27 protein-coding genes are annotated in these 23312 nt (G+C 36.7%); 11 read left to right on the top strand and 16 right to left on the bottom strand.

The annotated features are described in order from the left end of the window. The first annotated feature begins 13 nt into the window (after nucleotides 1-13). Nucleotides 14-811, top strand: coding sequence for a cytochrome c oxidase assembly protein (locus tag C9J35_RS07635; RefSeq protein ID WP_107924045.1), 798 nt, complete (start codon nucleotides 14-16; stop codon nucleotides 809-811). 27 nt (nucleotides 812-838) lie between these two features. Here C9J35_RS07635 and C9J35_RS07630 read toward each other — a convergent pair whose 3' ends face one another. Together C9J35_RS07630 and C9J35_RS07625 are read right to left on the bottom strand one after the other, a co-directional pair. After that, nucleotides 839-1351 carry a DNA-deoxyinosine glycosylase gene (locus tag C9J35_RS07630; RefSeq protein WP_107924044.1) on the bottom strand — a complete coding sequence of 171 codons (513 nt, stop codon included), beginning with the start codon at nucleotides 1349-1351 and terminating at the stop codon, nucleotides 839-841. A gap of 18 nt (nucleotides 1352-1369) precedes the next feature. Beyond that, nucleotides 1370-2167 (bottom strand): DUF2268 domain-containing putative Zn-dependent protease, encoded by a 798-nt coding sequence (locus C9J35_RS07625; protein ID WP_107924043.1) that lies wholly within the window; start codon nucleotides 2165-2167, stop codon nucleotides 1370-1372. 109 nt (nucleotides 2168-2276) lie between these two features. Here C9J35_RS07625 and C9J35_RS07620 point away from each other — a divergent pair, with 109 nt between their 5' ends. Beyond that, a complete protein-coding gene (locus tag C9J35_RS07620) occupies nucleotides 2277-2528 on the top strand; it encodes a hypothetical protein (protein ID WP_054768660.1) in 252 nt (83 codons plus the stop codon). An 86-nt stretch (nucleotides 2529-2614) separates the two neighbouring features. Here the strand turns inward: C9J35_RS07620 and C9J35_RS07615 are convergent, their stop codons facing one another. Next, on the bottom strand, nucleotides 2615-3349 hold the full coding sequence (locus C9J35_RS07615) for a polysaccharide deacetylase family protein (protein ID WP_107924097.1): 735 nt from the start codon (nucleotides 3347-3349) through the stop codon (nucleotides 2615-2617). A 365-nt stretch (nucleotides 3350-3714) separates the two neighbouring features. Here C9J35_RS07615 and C9J35_RS24515 point away from each other — a divergent pair, with 365 nt between their 5' ends. The 4 genes from C9J35_RS24515 to C9J35_RS07600 all read left to right on the top strand — a co-directional run bounded on the left by C9J35_RS24515 (nucleotide 3715) and on the right by C9J35_RS07600 (nucleotide 5881). After that, nucleotides 3715-3837, top strand: a complete 123-nt coding sequence (locus tag C9J35_RS24515; RefSeq protein WP_010860471.1) for a hypothetical protein — start codon at nucleotides 3715-3717, stop codon at nucleotides 3835-3837. A 244-nt stretch (nucleotides 3838-4081) separates the two neighbouring features. Beyond that, a complete protein-coding gene (locus C9J35_RS07610) occupies nucleotides 4082-4384 on the top strand; it encodes a YunC family protein (RefSeq protein WP_054768661.1) in 303 nt (100 codons plus the stop codon). A 137-nt stretch (nucleotides 4385-4521) separates the two neighbouring features. Beyond that, entirely contained in the window at nucleotides 4522-5145 is a 624-nt protein-coding gene (locus C9J35_RS07605; protein ID WP_054768662.1) for a DUF2238 domain-containing protein, read from the top strand. Nucleotides 5146-5230: 85 nt separating this feature from the next. After that, nucleotides 5231-5881 (top strand): SIMPL domain-containing protein, encoded by a 651-nt coding sequence (locus tag C9J35_RS07600; RefSeq protein ID WP_054768663.1) that lies wholly within the window; start codon nucleotides 5231-5233, stop codon nucleotides 5879-5881. A 70-nt stretch (nucleotides 5882-5951) separates the two neighbouring features. Here the strand turns inward: C9J35_RS07600 and C9J35_RS07595 are convergent, their stop codons facing one another. After that, complete coding sequence (locus C9J35_RS07595; RefSeq protein WP_107924042.1) at nucleotides 5952-6503, bottom strand: histidine phosphatase family protein; 552 nt, start codon at nucleotides 6501-6503, stop codon at nucleotides 5952-5954. Between the two features lie 245 nt (nucleotides 6504-6748). Continuing rightward, nucleotides 6749-7669, bottom strand: a complete 921-nt coding sequence (locus C9J35_RS07585; RefSeq protein ID WP_107924041.1) for a DMT family transporter — start codon at nucleotides 7667-7669, stop codon at nucleotides 6749-6751. Between the two features lie 118 nt (nucleotides 7670-7787). Here C9J35_RS07585 and C9J35_RS07580 point away from each other — a divergent pair, with 118 nt between their 5' ends. Both C9J35_RS07580 and C9J35_RS07575 read left to right on the top strand, forming a co-directional pair. After that, entirely contained in the window at nucleotides 7788-9128 is a 1341-nt protein-coding gene (locus tag C9J35_RS07580) for an aminotransferase-like domain-containing protein (protein WP_107924040.1), read from the top strand. Between the two features lie 268 nt (nucleotides 9129-9396). After that, nucleotides 9397-9666, top strand: coding sequence for a group-specific protein (locus C9J35_RS07575; protein WP_107924039.1), 270 nt, complete (start codon nucleotides 9397-9399; stop codon nucleotides 9664-9666). A gap of 398 nt (nucleotides 9667-10064) precedes the next feature. On the opposite strand, the gene C9J35_RS07570 is transcribed toward C9J35_RS07575, so the two are convergent. From C9J35_RS07570 to C9J35_RS07525, 10 genes are all read right to left on the bottom strand, one after another. Beyond that, nucleotides 10065-10265, bottom strand: a complete 201-nt coding sequence (locus tag C9J35_RS07570; protein ID WP_167395933.1) for a hypothetical protein — start codon at nucleotides 10263-10265, stop codon at nucleotides 10065-10067. A 412-nt stretch (nucleotides 10266-10677) separates the two neighbouring features. Continuing rightward, on the bottom strand, nucleotides 10678-10836 hold the full coding sequence (locus C9J35_RS07565) for a DUF1540 domain-containing protein (protein WP_107924037.1): 159 nt from the start codon (nucleotides 10834-10836) through the stop codon (nucleotides 10678-10680). A gap of 93 nt (nucleotides 10837-10929) precedes the next feature. Next, nucleotides 10930-11811 (bottom strand): helix-turn-helix domain-containing protein, encoded by an 882-nt coding sequence (locus tag C9J35_RS07560; protein WP_054768284.1) that lies wholly within the window; start codon nucleotides 11809-11811, stop codon nucleotides 10930-10932. A gap of 80 nt (nucleotides 11812-11891) precedes the next feature. Next, nucleotides 11892-13154: an erythromycin esterase family protein gene (locus C9J35_RS07555; protein ID WP_054768283.1), complete on the bottom strand. Its 1263-nt coding sequence runs from the start codon at nucleotides 13152-13154 to the stop codon at nucleotides 11892-11894. A gap of 27 nt (nucleotides 13155-13181) precedes the next feature. Further along, nucleotides 13182-13910 carry an ABC transporter permease gene (locus C9J35_RS07550; RefSeq protein ID WP_054768282.1) on the bottom strand — a complete coding sequence of 243 codons (729 nt, stop codon included), beginning with the start codon at nucleotides 13908-13910 and terminating at the stop codon, nucleotides 13182-13184. After that, nucleotides 13910-14620, bottom strand: coding sequence for an ABC transporter permease (locus C9J35_RS07545; RefSeq protein ID WP_107924036.1), 711 nt, complete (start codon nucleotides 14618-14620; stop codon nucleotides 13910-13912). Before C9J35_RS07545 ends, C9J35_RS07550 begins: the two co-directional genes overlap by 1 nt. Continuing rightward, nucleotides 14617-15528 (bottom strand): ABC transporter ATP-binding protein, encoded by a 912-nt coding sequence (locus C9J35_RS07540; protein WP_107924035.1) that lies wholly within the window; start codon nucleotides 15526-15528, stop codon nucleotides 14617-14619. Before C9J35_RS07540 ends, C9J35_RS07545 begins: the two co-directional genes overlap by 4 nt. 90 nt (nucleotides 15529-15618) lie before the next feature. Then, nucleotides 15619-17010: a HAMP domain-containing sensor histidine kinase gene (locus C9J35_RS07535; RefSeq protein ID WP_107924034.1), complete on the bottom strand. Its 1392-nt coding sequence runs from the start codon at nucleotides 17008-17010 to the stop codon at nucleotides 15619-15621. After that, nucleotides 17007-17675, bottom strand: coding sequence for a response regulator transcription factor (locus C9J35_RS07530; protein ID WP_107924033.1), 669 nt, complete (start codon nucleotides 17673-17675; stop codon nucleotides 17007-17009). The genes C9J35_RS07535 and C9J35_RS07530 overlap by 4 nt, the downstream gene beginning before the upstream one ends. A gap of 174 nt (nucleotides 17676-17849) precedes the next feature. Next, nucleotides 17850-18296: a VOC family protein gene (locus C9J35_RS07525; protein WP_107924032.1), complete on the bottom strand. Its 447-nt coding sequence runs from the start codon at nucleotides 18294-18296 to the stop codon at nucleotides 17850-17852. Nucleotides 18297-18596: 300 nt separating this feature from the next. Between C9J35_RS07525 and C9J35_RS07520 the strand changes: the two genes are divergently transcribed. The 3 genes from C9J35_RS07520 (at nucleotide 18597) to C9J35_RS07510 (ending at nucleotide 21842) form a co-directional block, all read left to right on the top strand. Then, on the top strand, nucleotides 18597-19544 hold the full coding sequence (locus C9J35_RS07520; protein ID WP_107924031.1) for an ABC transporter substrate-binding protein: 948 nt from the start codon (nucleotides 18597-18599) through the stop codon (nucleotides 19542-19544). 85 nt (nucleotides 19545-19629) lie between these two features. After that, complete coding sequence (locus tag C9J35_RS07515) at nucleotides 19630-21213, top strand: helix-turn-helix domain-containing protein (RefSeq protein WP_107924030.1); 1584 nt, start codon at nucleotides 19630-19632, stop codon at nucleotides 21211-21213. Between the two features lie 218 nt (nucleotides 21214-21431). Then, entirely contained in the window at nucleotides 21432-21842 is a 411-nt protein-coding gene (locus tag C9J35_RS07510; protein WP_054768281.1) for a YuzC family spore coat inner layer protein, read from the top strand. A gap of 193 nt (nucleotides 21843-22035) precedes the next feature. On the opposite strand, the gene C9J35_RS07505 is transcribed toward C9J35_RS07510, so the two are convergent. After that, entirely contained in the window at nucleotides 22036-22809 is a 774-nt protein-coding gene (locus tag C9J35_RS07505) for a Cof-type HAD-IIB family hydrolase (RefSeq protein ID WP_107924029.1), read from the bottom strand. Nucleotides 22810-23312 lie beyond the last annotated feature (503 nt).

Below are 23312 nucleotides of genomic sequence, written 5' to 3'. Positions count from 1 at the left end.
GGTTCTTTGACCATTGCATGTACATGATAATCACACGCAAAGTATCTCTATCATTGCTCAGCTTATTTTAGCCGTACCATTTATTATCTCACTATTTATATATATATTTGCTGTATTTCTTTCAAACCGGCATAAGAAACAATGGCCCTTATATCGCTCCTTTTTATGGATTGTTGGACATCTATGTGCCATAGCAACCTTAATCGGCCCATTTGCTGAGCGTACTCATATTAGTTTTTCCGCCCATATGATTGGGCATCTATTACTAGGGATGCTGGCGCCTCTCCTAATGGCTCTGGCGGCACCTATGACCCTACTATTAAGATCCATTCCCGTGAAAATGGCTCGTTCCCTCTCGCTGTTACTGCGAAGAAAACCTTTTAACGTTCTTCGTGACCCTATTTTTGCATCTATTCTTAATGTAGGTGGACTATGGTTGCTGTATACTACACCACTTTTTACGATGATGCACGAAAGCACATTTTTATTTATTTTTATTCACATTCATATTTTTTTAGCAGGCTATTTGTTTACCATTGCATTTATTTATATAGATCCAACTCCACATCAATCATCCTATATTTATCGCTCTATTATTTTATTATTAGCGCTAGCAGCTCATTCCATTTTATCTAAACGTATATATGCTTATCCTCCTAGCAATGTTTCTATCGAGCAAGCAGAACTAGGTGCAATGATTATGTATTATGGTGGAGATGCTATCGAGATTGGGTTTGTTTTTTTGCTTTTTTACCAATGGTTTAAAAGTAGTCGCAAATCTATTCACCCGAAGGTTGTTGCACCTAGATAAAGAAATCCCTTCAGGTACTGCATTCATTTATGAAGACAAATAAGATTGCATTACACGCCAATCCGTTAGCTTTTCCTCAAAAGATTTAATATTTTTGCCAGGTATAGGACTTGTCGATGGCATTTTTAAATATTTTTTATCTGTCAATATCTCGAACCCAATATGCTTTTTAAATACTTGGAACGCCTTTGAACCATTAAAAAGTACAAGTTGAATATCAGGGTAACGCTCAAAAAGTGTGTTAAAATTATTTGGTTTTTCATTTCGTATTGCGGCATCTAAGCTTCCTTCACGCTCACAAGACTCTATTGTATCCCAAAGACCAATATGATTTTCCTGTAACAATTGAAGTCTCTCGGTGTAATTCTCTGGTATCTCTACTCCTAAGATTTCTCCGATAATTGGCCAAAAATGATTGCGTGGGTTGCCATAGTATTGTTGTTTCTCTAATGATTGCTTGCCCGGCATTGATCCGACAATAAGCACCTTTGTTGACGGATCAATTACTGGTGGTAAAACATTTTTTAGTTCATGTGTCATCAGAATCACTCCTTTCTTCTATTGTAGCGGAAAATCAGAACCTGCAACTATTTCCTGTGCTGATTTCAAATAGAGCTTACCTTTAGGGAAATTCTTTTTATAAGTTCGTACAATTTCATAGCCGATGCAATAACCAATCCATTTAGGTAGCTTGCCACCATATAAGAACTCAATATGATTTTGCACACCTTGTATATCTAAAACAGGTAAAAAATTGACCTGCCATATCTTCAATACCTCTTTTTTTGAGTAGTGCTTCAACCACGGAGCCAACCATTTGTCACCATACAGTTCTTCTACCGCACATTCTGCCAGCCCCTCTAAAATGAGAGAGTCCCTCAACGTCATTTCATCTAAAGTCTTATTGACATACTGCAGGCGACAAACATGATTATATTCATGAGCAAGTAATGCTTTCAGTTCCTCTTTTTCAAGACCCCTAGCTATAAATAGAAACACGGCATTAGGATAAGCAACACCATTTTTTCTTGTCTGTGATTGTTCCAGAGTTATCGGGAAAATATAGATAGGGACATCTGGGCCATTCCATTGCTTTTTTAGTCGCTCAAATTCCTTCTGCGCAATCTCCCAAACATGCTCTTTTTCTAATTCATCCACAGCTACTTCCTCATGTGCTTGAAATAGTCCGTTTTGCTGTAAATTATATTGAATTTCTTCAGGTGACAAATCTATAAAAACATCCTTTAAGGGATGACAAAGTAAGGTGCACTGTATCTCCTCCAAATTTTTTTCATTATGCCCTTTGCGTACATTATTGAAATTGTTAAGCCACTGATTTGTAGGTCTTACTGACATCTTCCCATCCTTTTTTCATAGCTTATGCCTTGGATAGACAATCGGCTAATGCTGAATGTGCACAGCCGCATATATTAACTTGTAATGAAGATAGAAAGGAGGGAAATTTGTGAATCCAGCTGATGCTTATAATCTTTGCTGTAAATATCATGGTAAACGCGTAAAAATTACTGATACATCTGGCAGAGTCCACGTGGGGGAAATAACAAGGGTAGACAGAAAACAGGTATGGATTCTACCTGATAGACGATATGGTGGCTATGGACTAGGTTTTTGGGGCTTTAGAGGTTCAGGATTTGGTTTTGGTATCGCACTAGGTACTATTTTTGGCATAGCACTAGCACCAATTTTATTTTTCTAAAAAGTGAAAATGGCAAATGGTTTTTACTGCTTCCATCGCATTTAAAATAAGCCATCTCAGACTATATATCGAGATGGCTCATTTTTTTATTTCACTGCCTCTTGTTGTTGCTTGCTTTCAATTAACTCAGATACGGTAACAAATGTATATCCTTCCTTCTTTAATGTTGGCAAAATTTCTTCAAGTGCTTTCAGCGTTTGTGTACGATTGCCACCACCGTCATGAAAAAGAATAACATCCCCTGGCTTTGTACCGTTCAGTACTTTTTTAACAATTTTACTCACACCTGGTTGTTTCCAATCCTGTGTATCCTGATGCCAAGACCACATCACTACTTTGTATCCATCCTTCACCGCAGCATTAATCATTTTGTCATTATAATTTCCACCTACAGGGCGAAACAGAACAGGATAGAAGCCCGTAATACTATAAATCATTTCGTTCGTCTGCCGCAGTTCCTCCTGTAAATCAGTTACTGAAATTTTAAAAGGATGCGTATACGTATGGTTGGCTAATTCATGTCCTTCCGTATAAGTGCGTAAAACAAGCTCAGGATATTTTTCCGCATTTCCTCCAACAACAAAAAAGGTCGCCTTTGCCTCATACTTGGCTAATAAATCTAACACTCCTGCTGTATACTTGGGATGCGGGCCGTCATCAAAGGTCAGGGCAACAATTTTATCTTTAGTGTTAATATCCCACACAACTTCCCCTGTCTCCTCATAATAGCTTCGACCTTTATCAGCAAAGGTTTTCAAGCCTGCATAAAATATCGAGAGGATTAAAAAGCCAGCCGTTAAAATCAATATGTGCTTACGCATCATAGCATCACCTCCCATGCACAATTTCACCTAACTACGTTAACTTACTATTTGCGTAATACCATGAATTATACTTCAGATTGACTGGCTGATTTCACCTACATCCCCTCAAAAACTACACCTATAAAATGGTTAGAAATGTTTTCATTTCAACACATTATGGCAGTTCATATACTGATCTTCATATAATATTCACAAATGGTTGCTTATTTTTGAACGATTTGTGAAAACAATCACATAACACTTTCTTTTTTAAAATATAGGTGTAAAATAGGTATTACAACTGATATATAACAACCGAGGATGAATATCATAAAATACCCGATTGTTATAGTACAAATTCCGTAGACAAAGGGGACTTTATAATGTGGGTTATTACAGTTTTTGAAAAAGATACTTTCCGTATGTTCGAGTACAGCACTAAAAACGAGGCTACAATTGCATTAGAAAAATTTAAGCAAACTGCAATGCTTTCCTATACAAAATAATTTAATGACAAAGCTACTCAAAGGAGTAGCTTTTTTTATTTTAATTCCTTTTCGTAAACCTTCTAAATCCTGCTACAGCTTTTATTTGTAAGCTCTCAGATTAAGAAAGGACAGTTCCGCACCTACAGTTGTTATGGATATTTAATAGGGATACCGAACGGCTGTTACATACTTTTTAAATTGAAATATCTTGAACACCTTTTTGTCTATTGCCATATGTATATAGAGAAAAGGGGTGAATTAAATGGTGACAATTGAACCTATTATGATTAAAGGGTATTTTTTCACAGCTGTAATTGTTCATTTACCAAAAACAACATTACTGACAATTTCAAATGATACAGGCTACATCATGTGTGGTGCATTAGATGTTGGTCTTTTAAATAGTCGTTTAGTGGACCGTAAAATTGTTGCTGGTCGAGCAGTTGGTGTTAAAACTATCGATGAGTTATTGACGGCTCCGCTTGAATCCGTTACCTATGAAGCGGAACAGCTTGGCATATTTGCAGGAATGACTGGGGTCGAAGCATTATTAAAAATGATTTAACCTAGTCAACAGCGGATATGACTAGAACCATTTATTACGTCAATCATAAAAATTGGATTTTATTCAGCTGGTGTTTTACATCGGCTGAATAAGCTAATCACTCTTACCTAATACTATAGAGTAAGGGAGTGATTATAATGAATACAGCTAAACACTTGAAGATACATTTAACTTTATTATTTATTGTTATTGGCGTTTTTATATGGTCTATTATCAAACCCGTTTCTTATTTGGATTGGTTGGCAGAGGTCAGCCCGGGTGTAATCGCAATTATTACGGTTACTGCCATCTACAACAAGTTCCGCTTCACAACACTTTCCTATTTTATTATCGCTCTTTTATCTATTTTGACATTCATTGGTGGGCATTATACTTATTCAGAAGTCCCTCTTTTTAACTGGTTAAAGGAGGAATTCCATTTACAACGTAATCACTACGATCGTTTTGGACATTTCCTTAAGGGACTAATGGCAATTGTGGTAAGAGAAATTTTATTACATAAAACGCAATTAGCCAAAGGTGCCTGGTTATCAGGCATTACCATTAGTATCATGCTTGCCATTGCAGCTTTATATGAAATTATAGAATGGCTTAGTACAAAAATTTCTAAGGGAGGACATGTTTCTAAGGACTTTTTAGGGATGCAAGGTGATAAATGGGATGCTCAATGGGACATGTTTTTAGCCCTAATCGGGACAATTTTGACACTACTCCTATTCACCAAATTACATGATAAATTATTAAAAAAGCAGTCAAGGTGAACCTGAAGATTACCGGCTAAACATAGTACCATTCCTATAACGAGCATAGCATAATGAGTATGAACAATTTGGAAGGTGGTATTCGATGTATTATGCAAATTTTAGTCCGCAATCAACACCTGCACTACGTATCATCACCGTATCGGGGAATGGCAAGGTCCTTGCTGCAGCTAGTTATGTCCAGCTTCAAATTGAGGTCAGCACACAAGGGGAAAATGTACAGGAAGCACAACAAGAAAATGCTAATATTATGAATCGTGTACTTCAATCCATCTTGGCACTTAATATCCCAAGAGAAAAAGTACAAACTGCGACATATAATATTGCACCTATCTATGATTTTGTAGACGCCAAACAGGTATTTAAAGGCTATGAGGTGTCAAATGCCATTACGGTTAAAATACCGGACACAAACCAGGTTGGGGCGGTCATTGATACGGCTGTGCAAAATGGTGCAAATCGTATCTCGTCCATTCAATTTAAAATTGACAATGTTGATGTATATTATCAACAGGCGCTCAGTTTAGCTCTTCAGAATGCCCAAATGAAAGCCAAAACAATTGCCGAAACGATGCAATTGCCTTTACATCCTCAGCCAATCGAAATTGTCGAAGAACATGAAAGTGGCCCTGTCCTATATAAAACGATGGCAATGGCAGAATCTTCGATTTCAACTCCTATTGAACAGGGTCAAATGACCGTTAGTGCAACTGTTAGAGTCAAATTTCCATATTAAATATTTTGCCAAAATATTGACTGAAACAAGGGCTTACTACATTTCATGTAGCAAGGCTCCTTGTTTGGAGCTACGCTTTTTCTTCATCCCAAATACGTTTTATTGTCACTTCATTGTGAATATTGCTTAATTGAAAAACATCCGGATTACGAAGGTTTTCCCATACCTGAAAATTAATATCACGTTGATAATGTTTTAACAGTAAAGATATTATATTCCCGTGGCTGACGATAATTGTATTTTCTGTCCCACTTGTAAAGGTTTCATTTACAACATGTACGATGCGATTCATTGCTTCTTGACTAGACTCTCCACCGTCATATTTTAATTCCATATCATAAAATGTAGCTTTTAGTTTTTCATACCAGTCAGGTAAGTCTCTTGTACTTAAAATACGCTCTGTGAGTCGCTCCTCTATTTCAATCTTTACATTCTTTCTTGTACTTAAAGGCTCTATAGATTGAATAGCACGTAAAAAAGGACTTGAAATTATTCGGTCTATTTTGACATTGTTGAAGAAATAAGCTAAAGACTTAGCCTGTTTTAAGCCATTTTCTGTTAGTTCACAATCTGAAGATTGCCCCTGAGCTGCACAATGTCTAATAATATAAATCACATGCAAACCTCCTTTTCGCTACTGGAAATAAGGGTATTCAACCTCATTATTATTAATTACTATATGTGCATTTTGTTGAGGTCTATGCTCGTTTAACTTTGCTAAAGATTGCCATTTGGACCTAAAGGTATTAACAATTTCTGCTTAAAAGCATTGTTATCATATGCATCTTCTATATTAACCAATAGCCGATTTCTTCCCCTGTCTATAGCGAATTGGGAGCCCCCAATGAGCTTATAACAAGTAAAAGGCTATATTTTTTCATTGCTTTTTCTCTCATTTCCAAAATAGTTAGTGCCTACAACCCCAATAATAATGACAATAGCTCCGATTAGATGATATAGATGGAATGTCTCTTGCAAAAAGATAACGCCAGCAACTATCGTAATGAGTGTGGCAAAATTACTAAAAACACTCATTTTTGATGCTTCTATTTTAGATAATGCATAGTTTGAAAGATAGGATGTACCGAGTGACGATAAAATACCTAAATATAAAATAGCTAGAACAAAATCAATATGCATAAAGGGTAGGAAGAATTGATTGATAGTACCGTTTACTACATGATTACCGACTGCTATTGCGTTAAACACAAGAAATCCACATAATGTCATAACATATGTTAATGTCACTAATGTGTATTGTTGTATTAACTTTCTAGCAAAGACGTTATATAACGATGTAGCGAGCGCAGATAGTAAAATGAAGCCACTGCCAATTATATTCGCGGTATTAGTGCTCTCTCCATTCATAAAGAGCATATATATAACACCAATGACCGATAAACTAATAAAAATAAGCTGTCTGCGTGTAGCTTTTTCCTTTAATAACGTACTGGCAAATACTACTGTAAAAATAGGAACAGTTGCATGAATAACACCCGCTTCTGAGGAAGATATACGGGCCAATCCAAACACCTGGAAAGTGAAAAAAGCGATTGGGTATAATAATGCCAAAGGTAAAATTTTCAATAAATCATATTTGTCGATTTTCATTTTTTCTCGCTTAAGCACAACTAAGATGCTGACCCCAATCATTGCAATCGTAAAACGATGTGCAAGTGAATCCATTGAACTTGCGACAGCTAGTGTCATTTTAACGAACATAAACGAAAGCCCAATAACGAATGCATAAATAATTGCTGCTGTATAGGCCTTTCTTTTTTCTGCCATATGATAAACTCCTTCTATATTCTTTCCGGCCGGTAAAGCTATCGTATTAAAAAATATACAATTGCACGATATCAAAAAAACACATCTGTACCGATACAGATGTGTAGGGAGGTTGAACATGCTTAAATATGACTTTATCTACAATCAATTAATACAACAAATTCAAACAGGTACCCTTTTGGCTGGTGCAAAGCTGCCCTCTATTAGAAATTTATCCCAACAATTTTCTTGTAGTAAAAGTACAGTACTAACAGCTTTAAAGAAACTAGAAAATCAACATTTGATCTATGCAATCCCTAAAAGCGGCTATTTTGTTGTGGATCATCAGCTACCACATGTACCATCAGCAAATGATTTTATAGATTTTGCGACATCATCTCCAACTTGGCATGCTTTTCCTTACAAAGATTTTCAGCACTGCATTAACAAAGCGATTGATACATATCAAGCGGACCTATTTCGTTATGGCACACCCAAAGGCTTACCATCATTAATTGTCGAGGCAAAAAAGTTATTAGAAACATATCAAATATTCACACATGAAGACAATATTTTCATTACTTCAGGTGTTCAGCAATCCCTATCCTTGCTCAGTATCATGCCTTTTCCAAATCAGCTCACAACCGTGCTAGTAGAACAGCCAAGTTATCATTTATACATGGATTATTTGAAAACCTATAGACTGCCAGTAATAGGTATTAAAAGAACGGCTCAAGGCATTGACTTAGATGAATTAGAACAAATTTTTAGTACTAATACTATTAAATTTTTTTATACAATGCCTCGTTTCCATAATCCACTCGGTTGTTCTTATAACAAAAAAGAAAAAGATAGTATTCTTAAACTTGCTGTTAAATATGATGTTTATATTGTGGAAGATGATTATTTGGCTGACTTTGAGCAAAATTCGAAAAGGGATTCATTATTTACTGAGGATCTGGAAGAGCGTGTAATTTACTTAAAAAGTTTTTCTAAAATTATGTTTCCAGGTTTACGTATTGGACTGGCAGTGCTGCCTCCTGCATTAATTAGCACTTTTCAGCAATATAAAAATACTACCGATATTGATAGCTCCATGATTTCACAAGCGGCCTTGGAGCTTTATTTGAAAAGTGGCATGTTCAATCGCTATCAATTAACCGTAGCTGAGGATTATAAGCAGCGTGCCAATACTCTTCAGCATTCCCTAAATAAGCATTTACCGATGTATAAAACAGCTACGGATAATTGCATGCACAGCCATATCATTTTACCAAAGCAAGTCAATTTGAAGTTATTAATTCAACAATTGACACAGCAGCATATTTTTTTGGATAGCATTGAACGCAATTATTTAGATGGATTTTACCGTGAACGGATTTTAAAACTAAATGTTTCGAATATGGAAGAACAAAAAATTGACATGGGCATAAAAGAAATTGCTCTCGCCCTTACAAACTCCAATAATTATTTTAGTTAATAGCCACTTACTTGCCACTGTAAATAGTAAGAATTTACGAACCATGTTCGACTCATGAACGCCTATTGTTAGGCATATGTTTAGACAGGAAAAAGTGAAACTTCAATCAGTGGGAGTTTTCATCATCCTTCGCTGATTGTTAGTTGAACCAATCGGTCCTTTACTGTCAGTTGTTCACCCATCTAGTTATCTCGTTCTCATCATTCAACTTGAGGTGGGCGTCTTACTACTGTTAGGGCAGGATAAAACGGTGTACAAGGAGGATATGATGCAAAAAGAAAAAATGCGCCTTCGAAGAATTCAACATCTTGCTTATGAAATCATGGATGAGATGAATGCAGGGAAAGAATTGACGCGTTTTGATACATTAATTCCAGTGGTCGATAATTTATCCCGCGCAATTGGGGATTTAACAGATTCTGTTGGCAATTATTCGTTAGATTATGTAGAGGAAAAAGTAAAAAATGCTCATTACTTGTTATTCCAGAAAGATAAAGTGGATGTCCATCAAGAAAGTGAAACTTCAATCAGTCACTGATTGTTAGTTGAACCAATCGGGCTTTTACGGTCAGTTGAGTACTTCGTACGTTTACTCATTGTTATCCCTCCTCTTGAGATGGGCATCTTACTGACCGTTCATGCGGGATAAAGTGAAACTTCAATCAGTCACTGATTGTTAGTTGAACCAATCGGGCTTTTACGTTCAATTGAGTACTTCGTACGTTTACTCATTGTTAGCCCTCCTCTTGAGATGGGCATCTTACTGACCGTTCATGCGGGATAAAGTGAAACTTCAATCAGTCACTGATTGTTAGTTGAACCAATCGGGCTTTTACGGTCAGTTGAGTACTTCGTACGTTTACTCATTGTTAGCCCTCCTCTTGAGATGGGTATCTTACTGACCGTTCCTGCGGGATAAAGTGAAACTTCAATCAGTCACTGATTGTTAGTTGAACCAATCGGGCTTTTACGGTCAGTTGAGTACTTCGTACGTTTACTCATTGTTATCCCTCCTCTTGAGATGGGCATCTTACTGACCGTTCCTGCGGGATAAAGTGAAACTTCAATCAGCCACTGATTGTTAGTTGAACCAATCGGGCTTTTACGGTCAGTTGAGTACTTCGTACGTTTACTCATTGTTAGCCCTCCTCTTGAGATGGGCATCTTACTGACCGTTCCTGCGGGATAAAGTGAAACTTCAATCCATGGGTTTTCTTCTTCCCCACAGATGGTTCGTTGGGCTAAGCGGGCTTTTACAGTATCATCTCAATAATTTATAGACGTGCACTAGTCAATTGGAACGCAGGCGGCGAGTGTAGCTGACGGCATTCGCCTTCGTTACAGAGCAATGCTTCCTGCAAAGAATAGCCTGAGCTAAAAAGCCCCGCACAAGCATAGCGACGTAGAAACTGAAGCCATGCCACGAAAAGCGTCCGCTGTAGCAGAAATCACGGGGTTCCTATATAAAAGAAAAAACTGTAAACAAACTCAATTTTTTGAGTTTATCTACAGTTCGAGGGTAAACATATTAATGATTACCCTCATCCATTTAATGCGTTTCAGGTTTAAATGTTTTACAATCTGTATCCTCACTATTGGAAGCCTGTTGACCTTTTTGACTAACTACATAAATAGCTTCTGCGGTACATTTGTTTCCAGAGTCCCAATACGTGCAGTTATTGACTTCACATAAAATCTGTTGTGCCATCGTATCACACCTCCTCTGTTGTTATCTTTTACAAATTAGAGGTAATCAATACTTCACCACAAAAGAAATTCCAAAGATAACCTTTTCCACACCTTATTCGCTAAAGTCTAGATTAAAAGGTTGTTTTGGTAGTTGTTCTTGCGTAAGCATATTTGTCGTTGGGACTTTATTATCCACTTCCTCAAATCGAAAGCCATCCGCCCATACCTTTCCCGCACCAATTAACAGTACACCGAAGTAAATGGATGCACTTTCTTCTGGTACATCTAAAACGATGGAATAATGATTCCACTCCGTTGTCCCTTGAATGGACCGATTATCCATATTATCAAATTGAATGGTATCTCCAGTGCCGTTATCAATACGAAGCCATGCTCCGCATTTTGTTACTTGTGCAGTCTTTAAATAACACGACATTTTTAGTCGCTTTCCTTCGTACGCATGTGCTTGAAAGCCTTGCATCATCGTCGCAAAGTGCTCTCTATTATTCGTAACTTCCTTAGCATACAAAACACCTGATTTAGTTCCTGCGTGAAATACCGCTTCATCCACTTGAAATCCATATAGCTCAGGGTTCGCTCCACTTAATAGCCAACCTTTAATTGGTTGTTGTGCGTTCATCGCTTGTTCCTCCTCCATCATACTTAATGATTGCATTAATTTGCGGTATTTCCCCGGTGGCAACTTATACACATCTTTGAAAGCTCTTGTGAATGCTTCCTGCGATTGAAACTGGAGCTCAAATGCGATCGTTAAAATGGATTCATCTGAGTACAACAAATAGGAGGCAGCCGTAGCTAATCGGCGTACTCGAATATACTCGCCAATTGTTAAGCCCGTTTCGAGTTTAAAAATACGGCTTAAGTGAAACCTCGAATAGCCAACAATTTTCGGAAGGCTCACTAACTGAATTTCCTCCGATAAATGCTCCTCAATATAGGCAATGGTCCTTTGTGTTGCACGACTATACTCCATATTGCTCACCTCACAAATTATCATAATCGATGATGTGAAAGAATTTTTGATAGTGCTTGCTAAATTCGTGCTTATTGTTGTTATTCCATCACTGTTGTTGCTGTTGCTTCTTTGACAAGAATAATGCCATCGTAGGCTTCTGATGGTGTCATTTTAATTGTATACAGCATCTTCGACAACTTATACCAAGGGCGGAAATCATCACCTATATTGCCCATTCTTTGTTCTTTCCTAAAAATATCCGATAATGCAGCCGATTCACTAGCTTTTTCAAAGTCTACATAGAAAATATTGTCCTTTACCTCACTAAATGCGTCCACTAATTCATTATGATGCTCTACTGTATAGTTTTTACGCTTACCTGATCCTGCGTTTTGTGCCTGAAACGTATTGTTAACAAAGTCAGTACCAATGGCAAAATACGCCTTTTCGTATAGCTCATTTAAGTACTGTCCCATTGATTTGTAACCTGCCATTGATGCGGATGTTTTCTCGATGTGACCGTTATGTGCCGACATAAGAACCTTATCATGACCCCGACTCGCTTCATATTCAACAATCCACTGCAAATTGTTTGCTAAATATTCATCCCGCAGGTCCATATAATCACTATCATTTAAAAACAATTGCGTTCGTTGTTTCATGATTTGTGCGTATTGTAAGGCAAAGACAAAGGCATCATTAGATGATTGATTGATATAGGATGCCTTATTCGACTGTAAATCTATCATAATAGCCTCAATGATGGCATTTAGCTCCTTCAATTCACTGTTAGATAACTCTCGCATTGTCTCATTCGTAACGTGAGCTAGCTGTGTTGCATATTGCTTTGCCATATCGTTGTTAACCACTTCATAATACTGTAAAATGCCTTGCTTACTGTAGTCATAACGTTGCATATCATTACCGTAAAAATATACTTTATCCTGTTCGTCTGCCGTCTTGTTATAGTCGTGCATCCACTGAACAAATTCAATCATTTGTTGCGTTTCATATATACGATAATCAAGAGCTCTCACAGCCTCTTCCGCTGTTCCAATACCATTCAAAATAAACTGATTGATTTGCTGTGCACCACCAAAATCGCCTTCTAAAACAAAGACACGGACATTTTCATTGTCCATTAATGCTTGTAATACATCCTTCTTTAATGTCTGAAATTCAATGTTTCCATGGGTTGCTTCACCAAATCCAATTACTTTTACATCATCCGGAATATCAATATCTTCAATTGCCGTAGCATATTGTGAAGCATCCTTAATTGCTTCACCGTTATCACATCCCGCTAAAAAAACTGATAGAAAAATAGCTGTAACTATAAAACTCTTTTTAGAAAATAGCATTTTAATCTCCTCTACAATATGAAAAAGTTATACTGCTTTTCGTTGGAAATACAAATAACCTCCAAGGAAAAATACAATGAATCCTCCCCCTACTACTGTTAATAATTGATCCCAAGGTACAAAGAATACATCCTCTGTATTTCCACCTATATACATCATTGAAAAGGGTTGCGCCCATGGATAGTAAGGTCCAAATCGTTCAGAATTTATTGCAAATATGGAAGGCAACGTAAAAATAACGTTTACAGCAAATGGTGCGGCAAAACTCTTAAACAGTATAGACATCCACAACTGCAATGCAACTAAAGGTAATGTAGCCACCCATCCGCCAAGGATACTCTTCCAAACAATCTCCATTGGAAAAGGATCTGTAAAACCTTTCATCATGCCCACTGCATAGATAGAACATAAATATAGCAGTTGCATTGCCATGACCAGCATCATAATTAATAAATATTTTGCTACGAATACTTTCCCTCTTGTTACGGGTAATGCTAAAAGTTGTTTCCAACCGCCCGATTGATGTTCATATCTACATATAACACTAGCGAAAACACCTGTAATCAACGGTAAAAATAATAAGGCATACGTTAAATTCATTGAAAATAAAGTGAGATACCACTCATTTATATGACTATCAACTTCAAGGTTTGAAGTTAATCCTATAAAAAGACCGATTATCGGCCCCGCCAAAATAATTGGCACCATTTTTGATTTTCGTAATTTATACCATTCAGCTTGCAGTAAAGCGCGCATTATTTCACGTCCCTTCTTGCAAAATCAATCATCCCAATAATGTACAAAATAATTCCTACAGCAAGACCGAACAGTACATTGATGATGGGCTCATCCCATTCATTCATTAATGACGGCCACTTCCAAATCATCCAATCTGGCAAAACGTACGCAGAATATGCAAAAATCACGCCAAAAATTCCTACTGTTATGGGAATTCCCTGGTTATGACTAACACTCGCAATCCAGAGCTGTAATGCCAATATCGGTAATGCTGCCAAGTATGGATAATAACTATACTTAGCTAGCTCCATATAGGGTACACTTTCACCCAAATCTAAAAACATGCCATAAGCACATGTAAATACCATTAATAGCGTGGAAGACAGCAGTAACAATGTTGCCAATACCGTAAATTTTGATAAATACACAGTTAATTTAGAGACAGGTAAGGCTATTAATTGCTTCCAGGCATTTGTCTCATTTTCGATGCTTGCTATAAAAGATGTTAAAATTGCGATTCCTAGTACAAGGGCAAGCGGTGTAAAAGAATGGACATTTAATAAATAGTAGCTCCAATCATCTTCGCTTTGCTGTAACAAATAGTCTTTCCTGACCCCGTAATTGACCATCTGAAGTGCAACAACACCAATAGGACCTAAAGCTGTTAAAAACCATAATCCTTTTCGTTTAATCTTCAAAAAATCAGCCGTCAACAGTTTTCCTATCATATCGCTTGTTCTCCTGTTGTCATTTGAAGGAAAATATCCTCTAAAGATCTTTTTTCCTCTTCAACTCGATAAATCGAAACCCCATCTTGCACAAGGATTTGCACGATTTTTGCCACTTTCTCATCCGAGCATTCATCCATTAAGATTTGCCCTTCTTTATATTCTGCCTTAATGCCATTCGCTACGAGGGAACGCCATGCTCGCTCGCTATTACTTACCTTGAATGAAACCTTTGGCTGTGCATAGGTGCGCATGGCTTCGATCGAATCTTGGAAAATTATTTTTCCCTTTGTGACGATGCCCACTGTTGTAGCCATTTGATCAATTTCTGACAGCAAATGACTTGAAATAATAATTGTCATCCCGTATTCCGAAGGCAGTCGTTTAATTAAATTCCGCATTTCAATAATGCCAGATGGATCAAGTCCATTTGTTGGTTCATCTAATATTAGTAGTTCTGGATTATGTAAAAGGGCCGCGGCAATACCTAAACGTTGTTTCATGCCGAGAGAAAACCCTTTTACTTTTTTATTTGCGGCATCCTTTAATCGAACAATTTCTAATACTTCATCGATACGCGATTTCGGAACACCTAATATTTTTCTTATAGCTTCTAAATTTTCATAGGCCGTTAAATGTGGATAATAGGATGGATTCTCTACCAATGAACCGACTTTCGCTAAAATATTAATTCTTTCTTTCGTTATATCCTTCTGAAAGATTTTAATTGTCCCGGATGATGGCCTCATCAATCCTAAAAGCATACGAATCGTCGTTGTTTTCCCTGCTCCATTCGGCCCTAAAAATCCATATATTTCACCTTTGCGTATTTTTAAATCCATACCTGCTACAGCTTGCTCTTTACCAAAACGTTTCGATAGATTTTCTGTTTGTACGATATATTCCATTTCCCTCACCTCTTTATTAAGCATAAAAAACGAAGTTTAAAAGCAGGTAAGGACAAAGGTTAAAATTTGTTTAAAAAAAGATTTGCCCAGTTATTTGGACAAATCTTTTTGTTTTTTTATTTTAATGATGGTGCCAGATTCACTTGACGTAATATCCCACTCTAGTTCCATGCCTTTCACCATGAGGTCCACAATGGATAAACCAATGCCGGCACCTTTTGCATTTGATTCATTTTTCATGCCTTTCCCGTAATCCTTAATGATAAATGCATCATAGTGTGCTGTTGATTCTGTTTTCACGCCAAGATATTTCCCACTATTCGCATGTCGTAGTACATTTTGAAAAATATTATCAAATACGCGACCTAACCAAAGCGGGTCGATCAGCCACATATTGTCGTCAAATGCTTGTAGTTCAATATCAATGTCAAAGCCTTCCTTTTCGAAAACGGGATACCATGTAGTCATTTGTTCTCGTGCAAATCGCACCACATTAATTTCCTTTGGTTCAAAAATATATGTACTAGCCATAAGCAGTGTATAAGACATTAAATTTTCAATTAGTCCGTCAATATTCACAATGGAAGTTTCCATTGCCTGAATCGCTTGTTTGCCTTCTTCTGATAAATTCTCTTTACTGATGGAGTAAGCTTGCGCACGTATTTTTGTTAAAGGCGTGCGTAAATCATGGGACAGGTTAGCGATTAGTTGCCGCCGTAGCTGTTCTTCCTTCCTCTCGCGATGTTTACTCTCCCTCAGTTCGACCACCATGTGATTAAAAGTTTGTTCGAGCTGTCCGATTTCATCTTTCTTTTTCACATGTATCTCAATAGGTAGTCCATCTACATCCCGAATTTCCATTGCATCCTGTAGTTTTAATAAGCGTTTTCGAATCCCTCTAAAGAACAAAAAGGATATGCAAATAAAAAATAAGACAATGACAATAACACCCAAAAATACCAAGGAACCATATTGTTCATAAATATTCCTCAGTGGTGGATTAAATACATCTCTAGGAATTTCTAAAACAATAAAACCATTTGTTTCATCCTCCCCTACAAAGGCAATAACCGTAAAGGGATTTCCTCCATAACGCTCTTTAATAAATTTTGTTGTAAAGGAAGGTGTCCATGTTGATGGTAGCTGCTCCTGTACATTTACTTTTGAGCGTAGTGTGCCATCCTCGCTTATCCAAAACATTGCTGCTTTCGGATATCGCTGCTTCCAACTTTCAAAATGTTGCGTAATTGTTTCATCCGTAAAATTTTGTATGTGCTTCGCTTCATCGTGCCATCTTTCCTCAACATTGCTTTCTTGGTTAACTTCATTTAAACTTTCATCCTGCCCGGTTTTAGTGATTTCTAACGCAAAAAGGGCAATAACAAAGTAAGCCACCTGAGTAATTGACATGGCAATCAGGATAATCAACATGTATTTAGCTAATAATGATCGCAGAAAAAAAAATGGTCGCAAAAATTTCATAATTTCACCCTGTAGCCAATTCCACGTATCGTTTCAATAATCATTGGCTTAGCGGGATTTATTTCTATTTTTTCTCTTAAGTATCGAATATGGACCATTAATGTTTTATCACCTTCTATGTAGCTTTCACCCCAAACGCCTTCATAGAGCTGTTCTTTCGTTAATATTTGATTTAAATGACGTATAAAAAATTGCAGTAAGTAAAACTGTTTACCTGTTAATTGAATCTCGTCATTAGTTTGTCGGTTGATAACACGCATCTCTTTCGTATGAATTTTTAGATGCTGAAGTTCTAGTACATCATCATTCTTTTGATATCTCCTCAGCAATACCTCAAGACGTGCGACAAGCTCGTCTGGATGAAATGGCTTTGTTAAATAATCATCTGCAAAATTCAGGCCCTCTATTTTATCCTCTACTGCTGTACGTGCTGACAGCATTAAAATCGGCAATTCCTTATTTTCCTTTTTTATTCTCTTGCCAATAGAAAATCCGTCTAATCCGGGCAGCATAACATCCAATACAACTATATCTGCGGCTACAATGTATTTCTCGAGCTCTTCTCCCGATTCTAGCCAAGTTACCTCGTAGCCTCTTTCTGTTAAATCTCTTGTCACCCACTGACCTATTTCTTTTTCATCTTCTATGTACAATATACGAAACAATTTATATCCTCCAAATATATGACTTCGGCTTAATAGAAATAAGTGTATCCTCGAAAATCCATATTTTGTATTATACATTTACAAAAACGCTAACTCAAATCATAATTCTATATATCCAAGAATTTTAAAAATGGCGTGTATTGAAAAATATTTTTCAATACACGCCGAAATATTCTAATTCTCGCTAATAATTAACATATCATTTTCATCAAATTCCCAGCTATCGCCATATGCAACTTCCCAATAATAGCCGTTAGGGTCTTGGAAATAACCACTATATCCACCCCAAAATACTGTTTCCGGCTTCTTGATGATTTTTGCACCAGCCCTTTCAGCTAATAAAAATACTTCATCAACTTCTTCTTTAGATTTCCCGTTATAAGCAAGGGTAATTCCTGCAAAGCCATGACCTAACTGCGGTGTGTTTTCTTCGTTAATATCTTTTACCAAGCGGTCAATTTGAAACAGTGAAATTTTTGTGCCTGCATTATTAAAGAAAATTACATCTGGGCTTGATTCATCTCCATATACAAATACTTCAAACCCAAGTCCATCACGATAAAATGTTAGTGACTCTACCATATCTTTAACACCTAACGTTATTAAATTTAAACGGTTCATGTCGTAATCCCCTTTTCTACAGTCTCTTTACTTAATTCTATTTCTACACGTAAATCCCCTTTATCTTTATCAACTGTTCCAAATTTAAAATACTCAAAGCGACACTTACTATTTTTTGTGTCTCCCACTTCTTTACCATAAAACTCTCTCAAGTTTGTATAAGAAACATCTAGAGAATGTGTATTGTTTGTTTAATTAATGTATCCTATAATTTATTTGAATCAAACGAGAATGATTATCATTCTAAATTAAAAATGTTTTCACAGTGTATCTGTACGAAAACTATAGGAGTGAATAGCTATGCGTAGAGGGCCATTTTTTTCGTTAGCACTTTTATTGTTGCTGACGTTCATTTTAGGAGCATGTAGTTCTAACGAACAAAAAGTTGAATCGCAAGAAAACACATCAGCAGCAGAGACTAGAATTGTAGAGGATGAGTTTGGTAAAGTCGAAATCCCTGCCCATCCACAGAGAGTCGCAGCCGTCTACTTAGAAGATTATTTAAGCGCTCTTGATATAAAGCCAGTCATCCAGTGGTATCATCCAATATGGGGTATACAAGAGTATTTAAATTTAGATGTACCTAAGTTCGATGTGACAGGAAGTATAGAGGCTCTATTGGAAGCAAAGCCAGATTTAATCATTGTGGACGGAGCAGTCGATTCAGAGAAATATGAAAAGTACTCAAAAATTGCACCAACTTATCGATTAAAAGAAGAAATTCTCCAAAATCCTCGAGAAATTGTAAAAACAATTGCAGATGTTTTAAACGTATCAGAAAAAGCGGATGAGGTTGTTAAACAGTATGAAGAGCGAGTGACTTTATTAAAAACTGAATTAGATGCCTCTGTCGGTGACGATACAGTAGCCGTTTTACGTTTAAACGTTGCAGATAAAACTTTAGCTTTACTTGGCATCGAAAATCGATTCATAGGGAATGTTTACAAAGAAGCAGGTTTAACACCACATCCTTTAGTGCGTGATATGAAGGAATTCCAAGAAGTTTTATCTGAAGAGGCTATTCCCAATTTGGATGCGGACCATATTATCATCTTCCCTTCTGATGGAACATGGGAATCGAAGGAAAATCAAGAGGCTGTTCAATGGCTTGATAGCACGCTATGGAAATCGGTACCCGCAGTAAAAAATGGTCATGTGTATATCGCAAGTAGAACATATTGGCAAACAGGAGCTATTACAGCAAACTTATTAAAATATGATGATCTTGAAAAATGGTTTGTTAAATAACTGAATCGTCTTGAAAAATGGAAAGCTCTCTAAGGGCTTTCTTTCTGTTGTTTTCAAAAAAAATATGGAAAGGATGAAGGATGCAATGGGAAAGCAACCGTTTATGTACGTATTACAAGAAATATTGTATTTTGCTCAATTCTCAGAAAGGCAATGGCAGACAAATAATAACAATGACTATACATTATTCATCATTAATAATGGCCATGGAAAACTAGTAGTAGCTGGGGAAACTATTAAACTTGCTGAAGGTAAATGCGTTATTATTTCTCCAGATAACATGACTGAAATTAGCATTGAAAGTGAGTGTTTTAGTTTCTATCAATTGTCGTTTACAACTATAAGTTTGGGTGATTCAAAGCAACCTAAAGTGCATGAAATCTTTTCAATTATAGGTGAACTACGTTGCCTTCCCGTTTCACAATGTAACAATCAACTAGAGATTATTTATCGCAACCGCTTAATGAATGATGAACTTTCGATATTTGAGCAGCATGTTCGATTTCAAGAATTTATGCTATTTATTCTTCAACAGAATCTCCCTAAATTGCACCAAAAAAATGACCGCCAATCTGTTGAACATTCCATTGACTATATCCACGAACACTATGAAAAGGATTGGACTGTCGAACAATTATCACATATTGCAGGTGTTCCTCGGTGGAATTATTCTCGTCTCTTTAAAGAAATCACTGGCCACATCCCTCTTCACTATTTAAACAATATTCGTATTGACCGTGCAAAACAATTACTTAGCACAACTAATGATCGGATATTTGAGATCAGTCAAACTGTTGGATTTAATAATGAATATTATTTTAACCGTCGCTTTAAAGAACATGTCGGTGTCTCTCCGGGACAATACCGTAAAAGTCACAGCAACAGCATTCGCATTTTTGCTCCTTTTTTAGAAGATTTTTTAGTTGCATTAGGCATTACACCCATTGCCCAATTTAGCCATGCAAAATGGGGGAAACAAGAATACTTGGGCTTACAAGAAGTGCCGGATATTGATGTAGCCGATGGTCACATGGAGCAAATTTTACAATATAAGCCAAATTTAATTATGTTAAATGCTGGTATAGAGCGCTGGGACACTTGCCACCATTTAAATCAGTTAGCGCCCATTTGTCATTTCTCGCATCCTGGTGAGGACTGGCGTTCAACACTCTATAAAATTGCAGACCTAACAGGCCGAACCGCCATCATGAAAGATGTCATTAGGCAATATGAGCACACTGTCCACGATGCCAGAACAATCTTAAGTAAATCTGTTTATGGACAAACCGTTGCCTTTCTTCGTATTTCAGCAAATGATATTAGTCTTTATGCTGGCCCAGAATGCGGCTACACAGGGCCCATTTTATATCGAGATTTAGGTTTGATGCCCCATCCGCTTGTCTGGAATATGCCCCACCACACAAGAAGATGCGCATTGACGAACGATCAACTTAGTAAACTTGATGCCTATCATCTATTCATAACATTTGATAAACAGCATTCTACTTTTGAAGGAGAGGAACGAAATATTTTAACCTCACCTATATGGCTTGCCCTTTCAGCGGTTAAAAATCATTGCGTCTATGAAGTGGATTTTTTAACGTGGATGAATTACGGCGTACTTTCCCACAGCAAAAAAATAGAAGATGTCTTACATGTTCTTGGGTAAGACATCTGAAAGGATACTTCTAAAGTCCATTTAGGGCTCCCTATTCATAAAGTACTGTTCAATTACGAGAAACCTCATCTACTCTTCAGGCTAATGGACTGGATATATCAATTAATTAGTCATTTCATGATTGGTTGTAGAAGAACTACTCCCTTTAACACCTAACGTCATTATCTTTCATAAGATAGGGTATCAGCTATTGGATAGGAGGAATTCCGTTGTATTACAATCCTTATCCGTATTTTGTCTATGCCAATCATTATCCCTCATGGGTAATGCCCAATTATCCTACGCCTAGTCCATTTCCTAGACATCTAGCAATGCCGACAAATCCGGCCAACAACAGCCCCTTTCCCCCTGTGGATACACATAAGTTGGTGGCATCTGCAAAACGGGTTCAGACTATTATACGTCAAGCCCAATTACTTACGGATAAAATTAATGAGTCACAGCAATTTGCTCATAATCTTATGAACGCCGCGCAACTTTCAAATAAAACAGAAGTCGATAAATTAATTGCATCAACAGGTATCACCATTAAATTCGACACTAAATATACACCTGATAATCTTCGAGTACTTTTTACTGAAAGCGATTGTTGCGGACTAACGTTGAATTTACATTGGTAGGCGTGTAAAATCCTGCTTTATTACTCATGTATTTTTATCGAATTCGGAAACTCCCTATGTAGTCCCAGCAATCTGCCTTAGCATGGTGCTAAGTGCAAATGGCGAATATCGCCTTTAAGATGAGCAAATTGACTTCAGTTGTTATGCATGAGAGCCCTCTTCTTCAAGGGGGCTCTCTATAATCTTGATGAATTTAGATTAATTGCAGTTTACGCAGTGCATAATCAATGCCACCCTCAGTGGATTTCTTCGTTACAAAGTCGGCACTATTTTTTAATGCTTCACTGCCATTTGCCATCGCAATACCATATCCAACTAGTTCTAACATATCCATATCATTGTCCCCATCACCAAAAGCAATGGCTTCATGAGAATTTAACTGGAAGTAATTTAACACAGCTTTAACAGCAATTGATTTTGACACATCCTCTTGCAAAACATTGACGATATTTGGATGCCACCTGTCAAATTTTAAATTAGGAAATTGTAGCGTGTACTGTTTCTCCATCAGTTCATCCACATATAAACACATTAAGTAGACCTCTTGATTCACAATATCTTCATTAATCGTTGGATAATCAATTAAAGATAGTGTTTCTTTCATTGCATTTAAAGTTGTTGGGTTATGTACACCGTTCATCGATAATTGTTCTGTAAAAAATGTAAGACTTTGCTTATTTTCATGTGCAAAATCTTTTACTGTTTGCACAATCTTTTTCGCAAGAGGAATTTTATGAATTACTTGATCTTGGTGCTTAACATATGCACCGTTAGCTGTAATAAACGTATCGATGCCTAAGGCTATTAATTCCTGACACATGGATAGCGGTCTGCCCGTAGCAGCTACTAGTCGAACCCCTTTGTTTTTTAATAACTGTAGAGCTGTCTTAGTACTTTTCACGATACTTCCATCCTCATAATTAATGAGCGTTCCATCAACATCAAAGAATATAATTTTACAGTTCATATTAGCTCCTTCATTGATTGCTTGATCCTATTTAGCAATTATTACTATATTGTACTTTTAAATTATAAAGAAAAACAACTTGCCCGTTTTTATACTAATTGCATTGATATTATCTAATTAGTATCAATGACAGGAATTTTTTTGTAAAACCTACAATAGTTAATTTAACCTACAACCAGCAATAAAAAAAGTCATAAAACAGCCAGCACTATCCACCAAAAAAAAGTTTTTCAAGTCAACTATGAATTGTAATTTGACAATCCATTTAACTTTATGTCAAACACACCGATAAATGCTATTACCAGTAGATTTTACGAAACTTCAAACTTACATAAAAATAACATAAATATGAACAAATATTGTGTAAATAATTCTAAAGGAGTATACCAATAAACATAGAATTGTTAATATAAGAGTAAATTAATTAAATCTATTGAACGAACATATACATTCTATAAATAGAACAAAAGAAATAACTATGCATTCGCAGTAAAGGAGTTGAA

Source organism: Lysinibacillus parviboronicapiens (assembly GCF_003049575.1).
Taxonomy (GTDB): Bacteria; Bacillota; Bacilli; order Bacillales_A; family Planococcaceae; genus Lysinibacillus; species Lysinibacillus parviboronicapiens.
The sequence above is the reverse complement of the archived record's forward strand: the minus strand, read 5'-3'. Positions and strand labels throughout refer to the sequence as shown.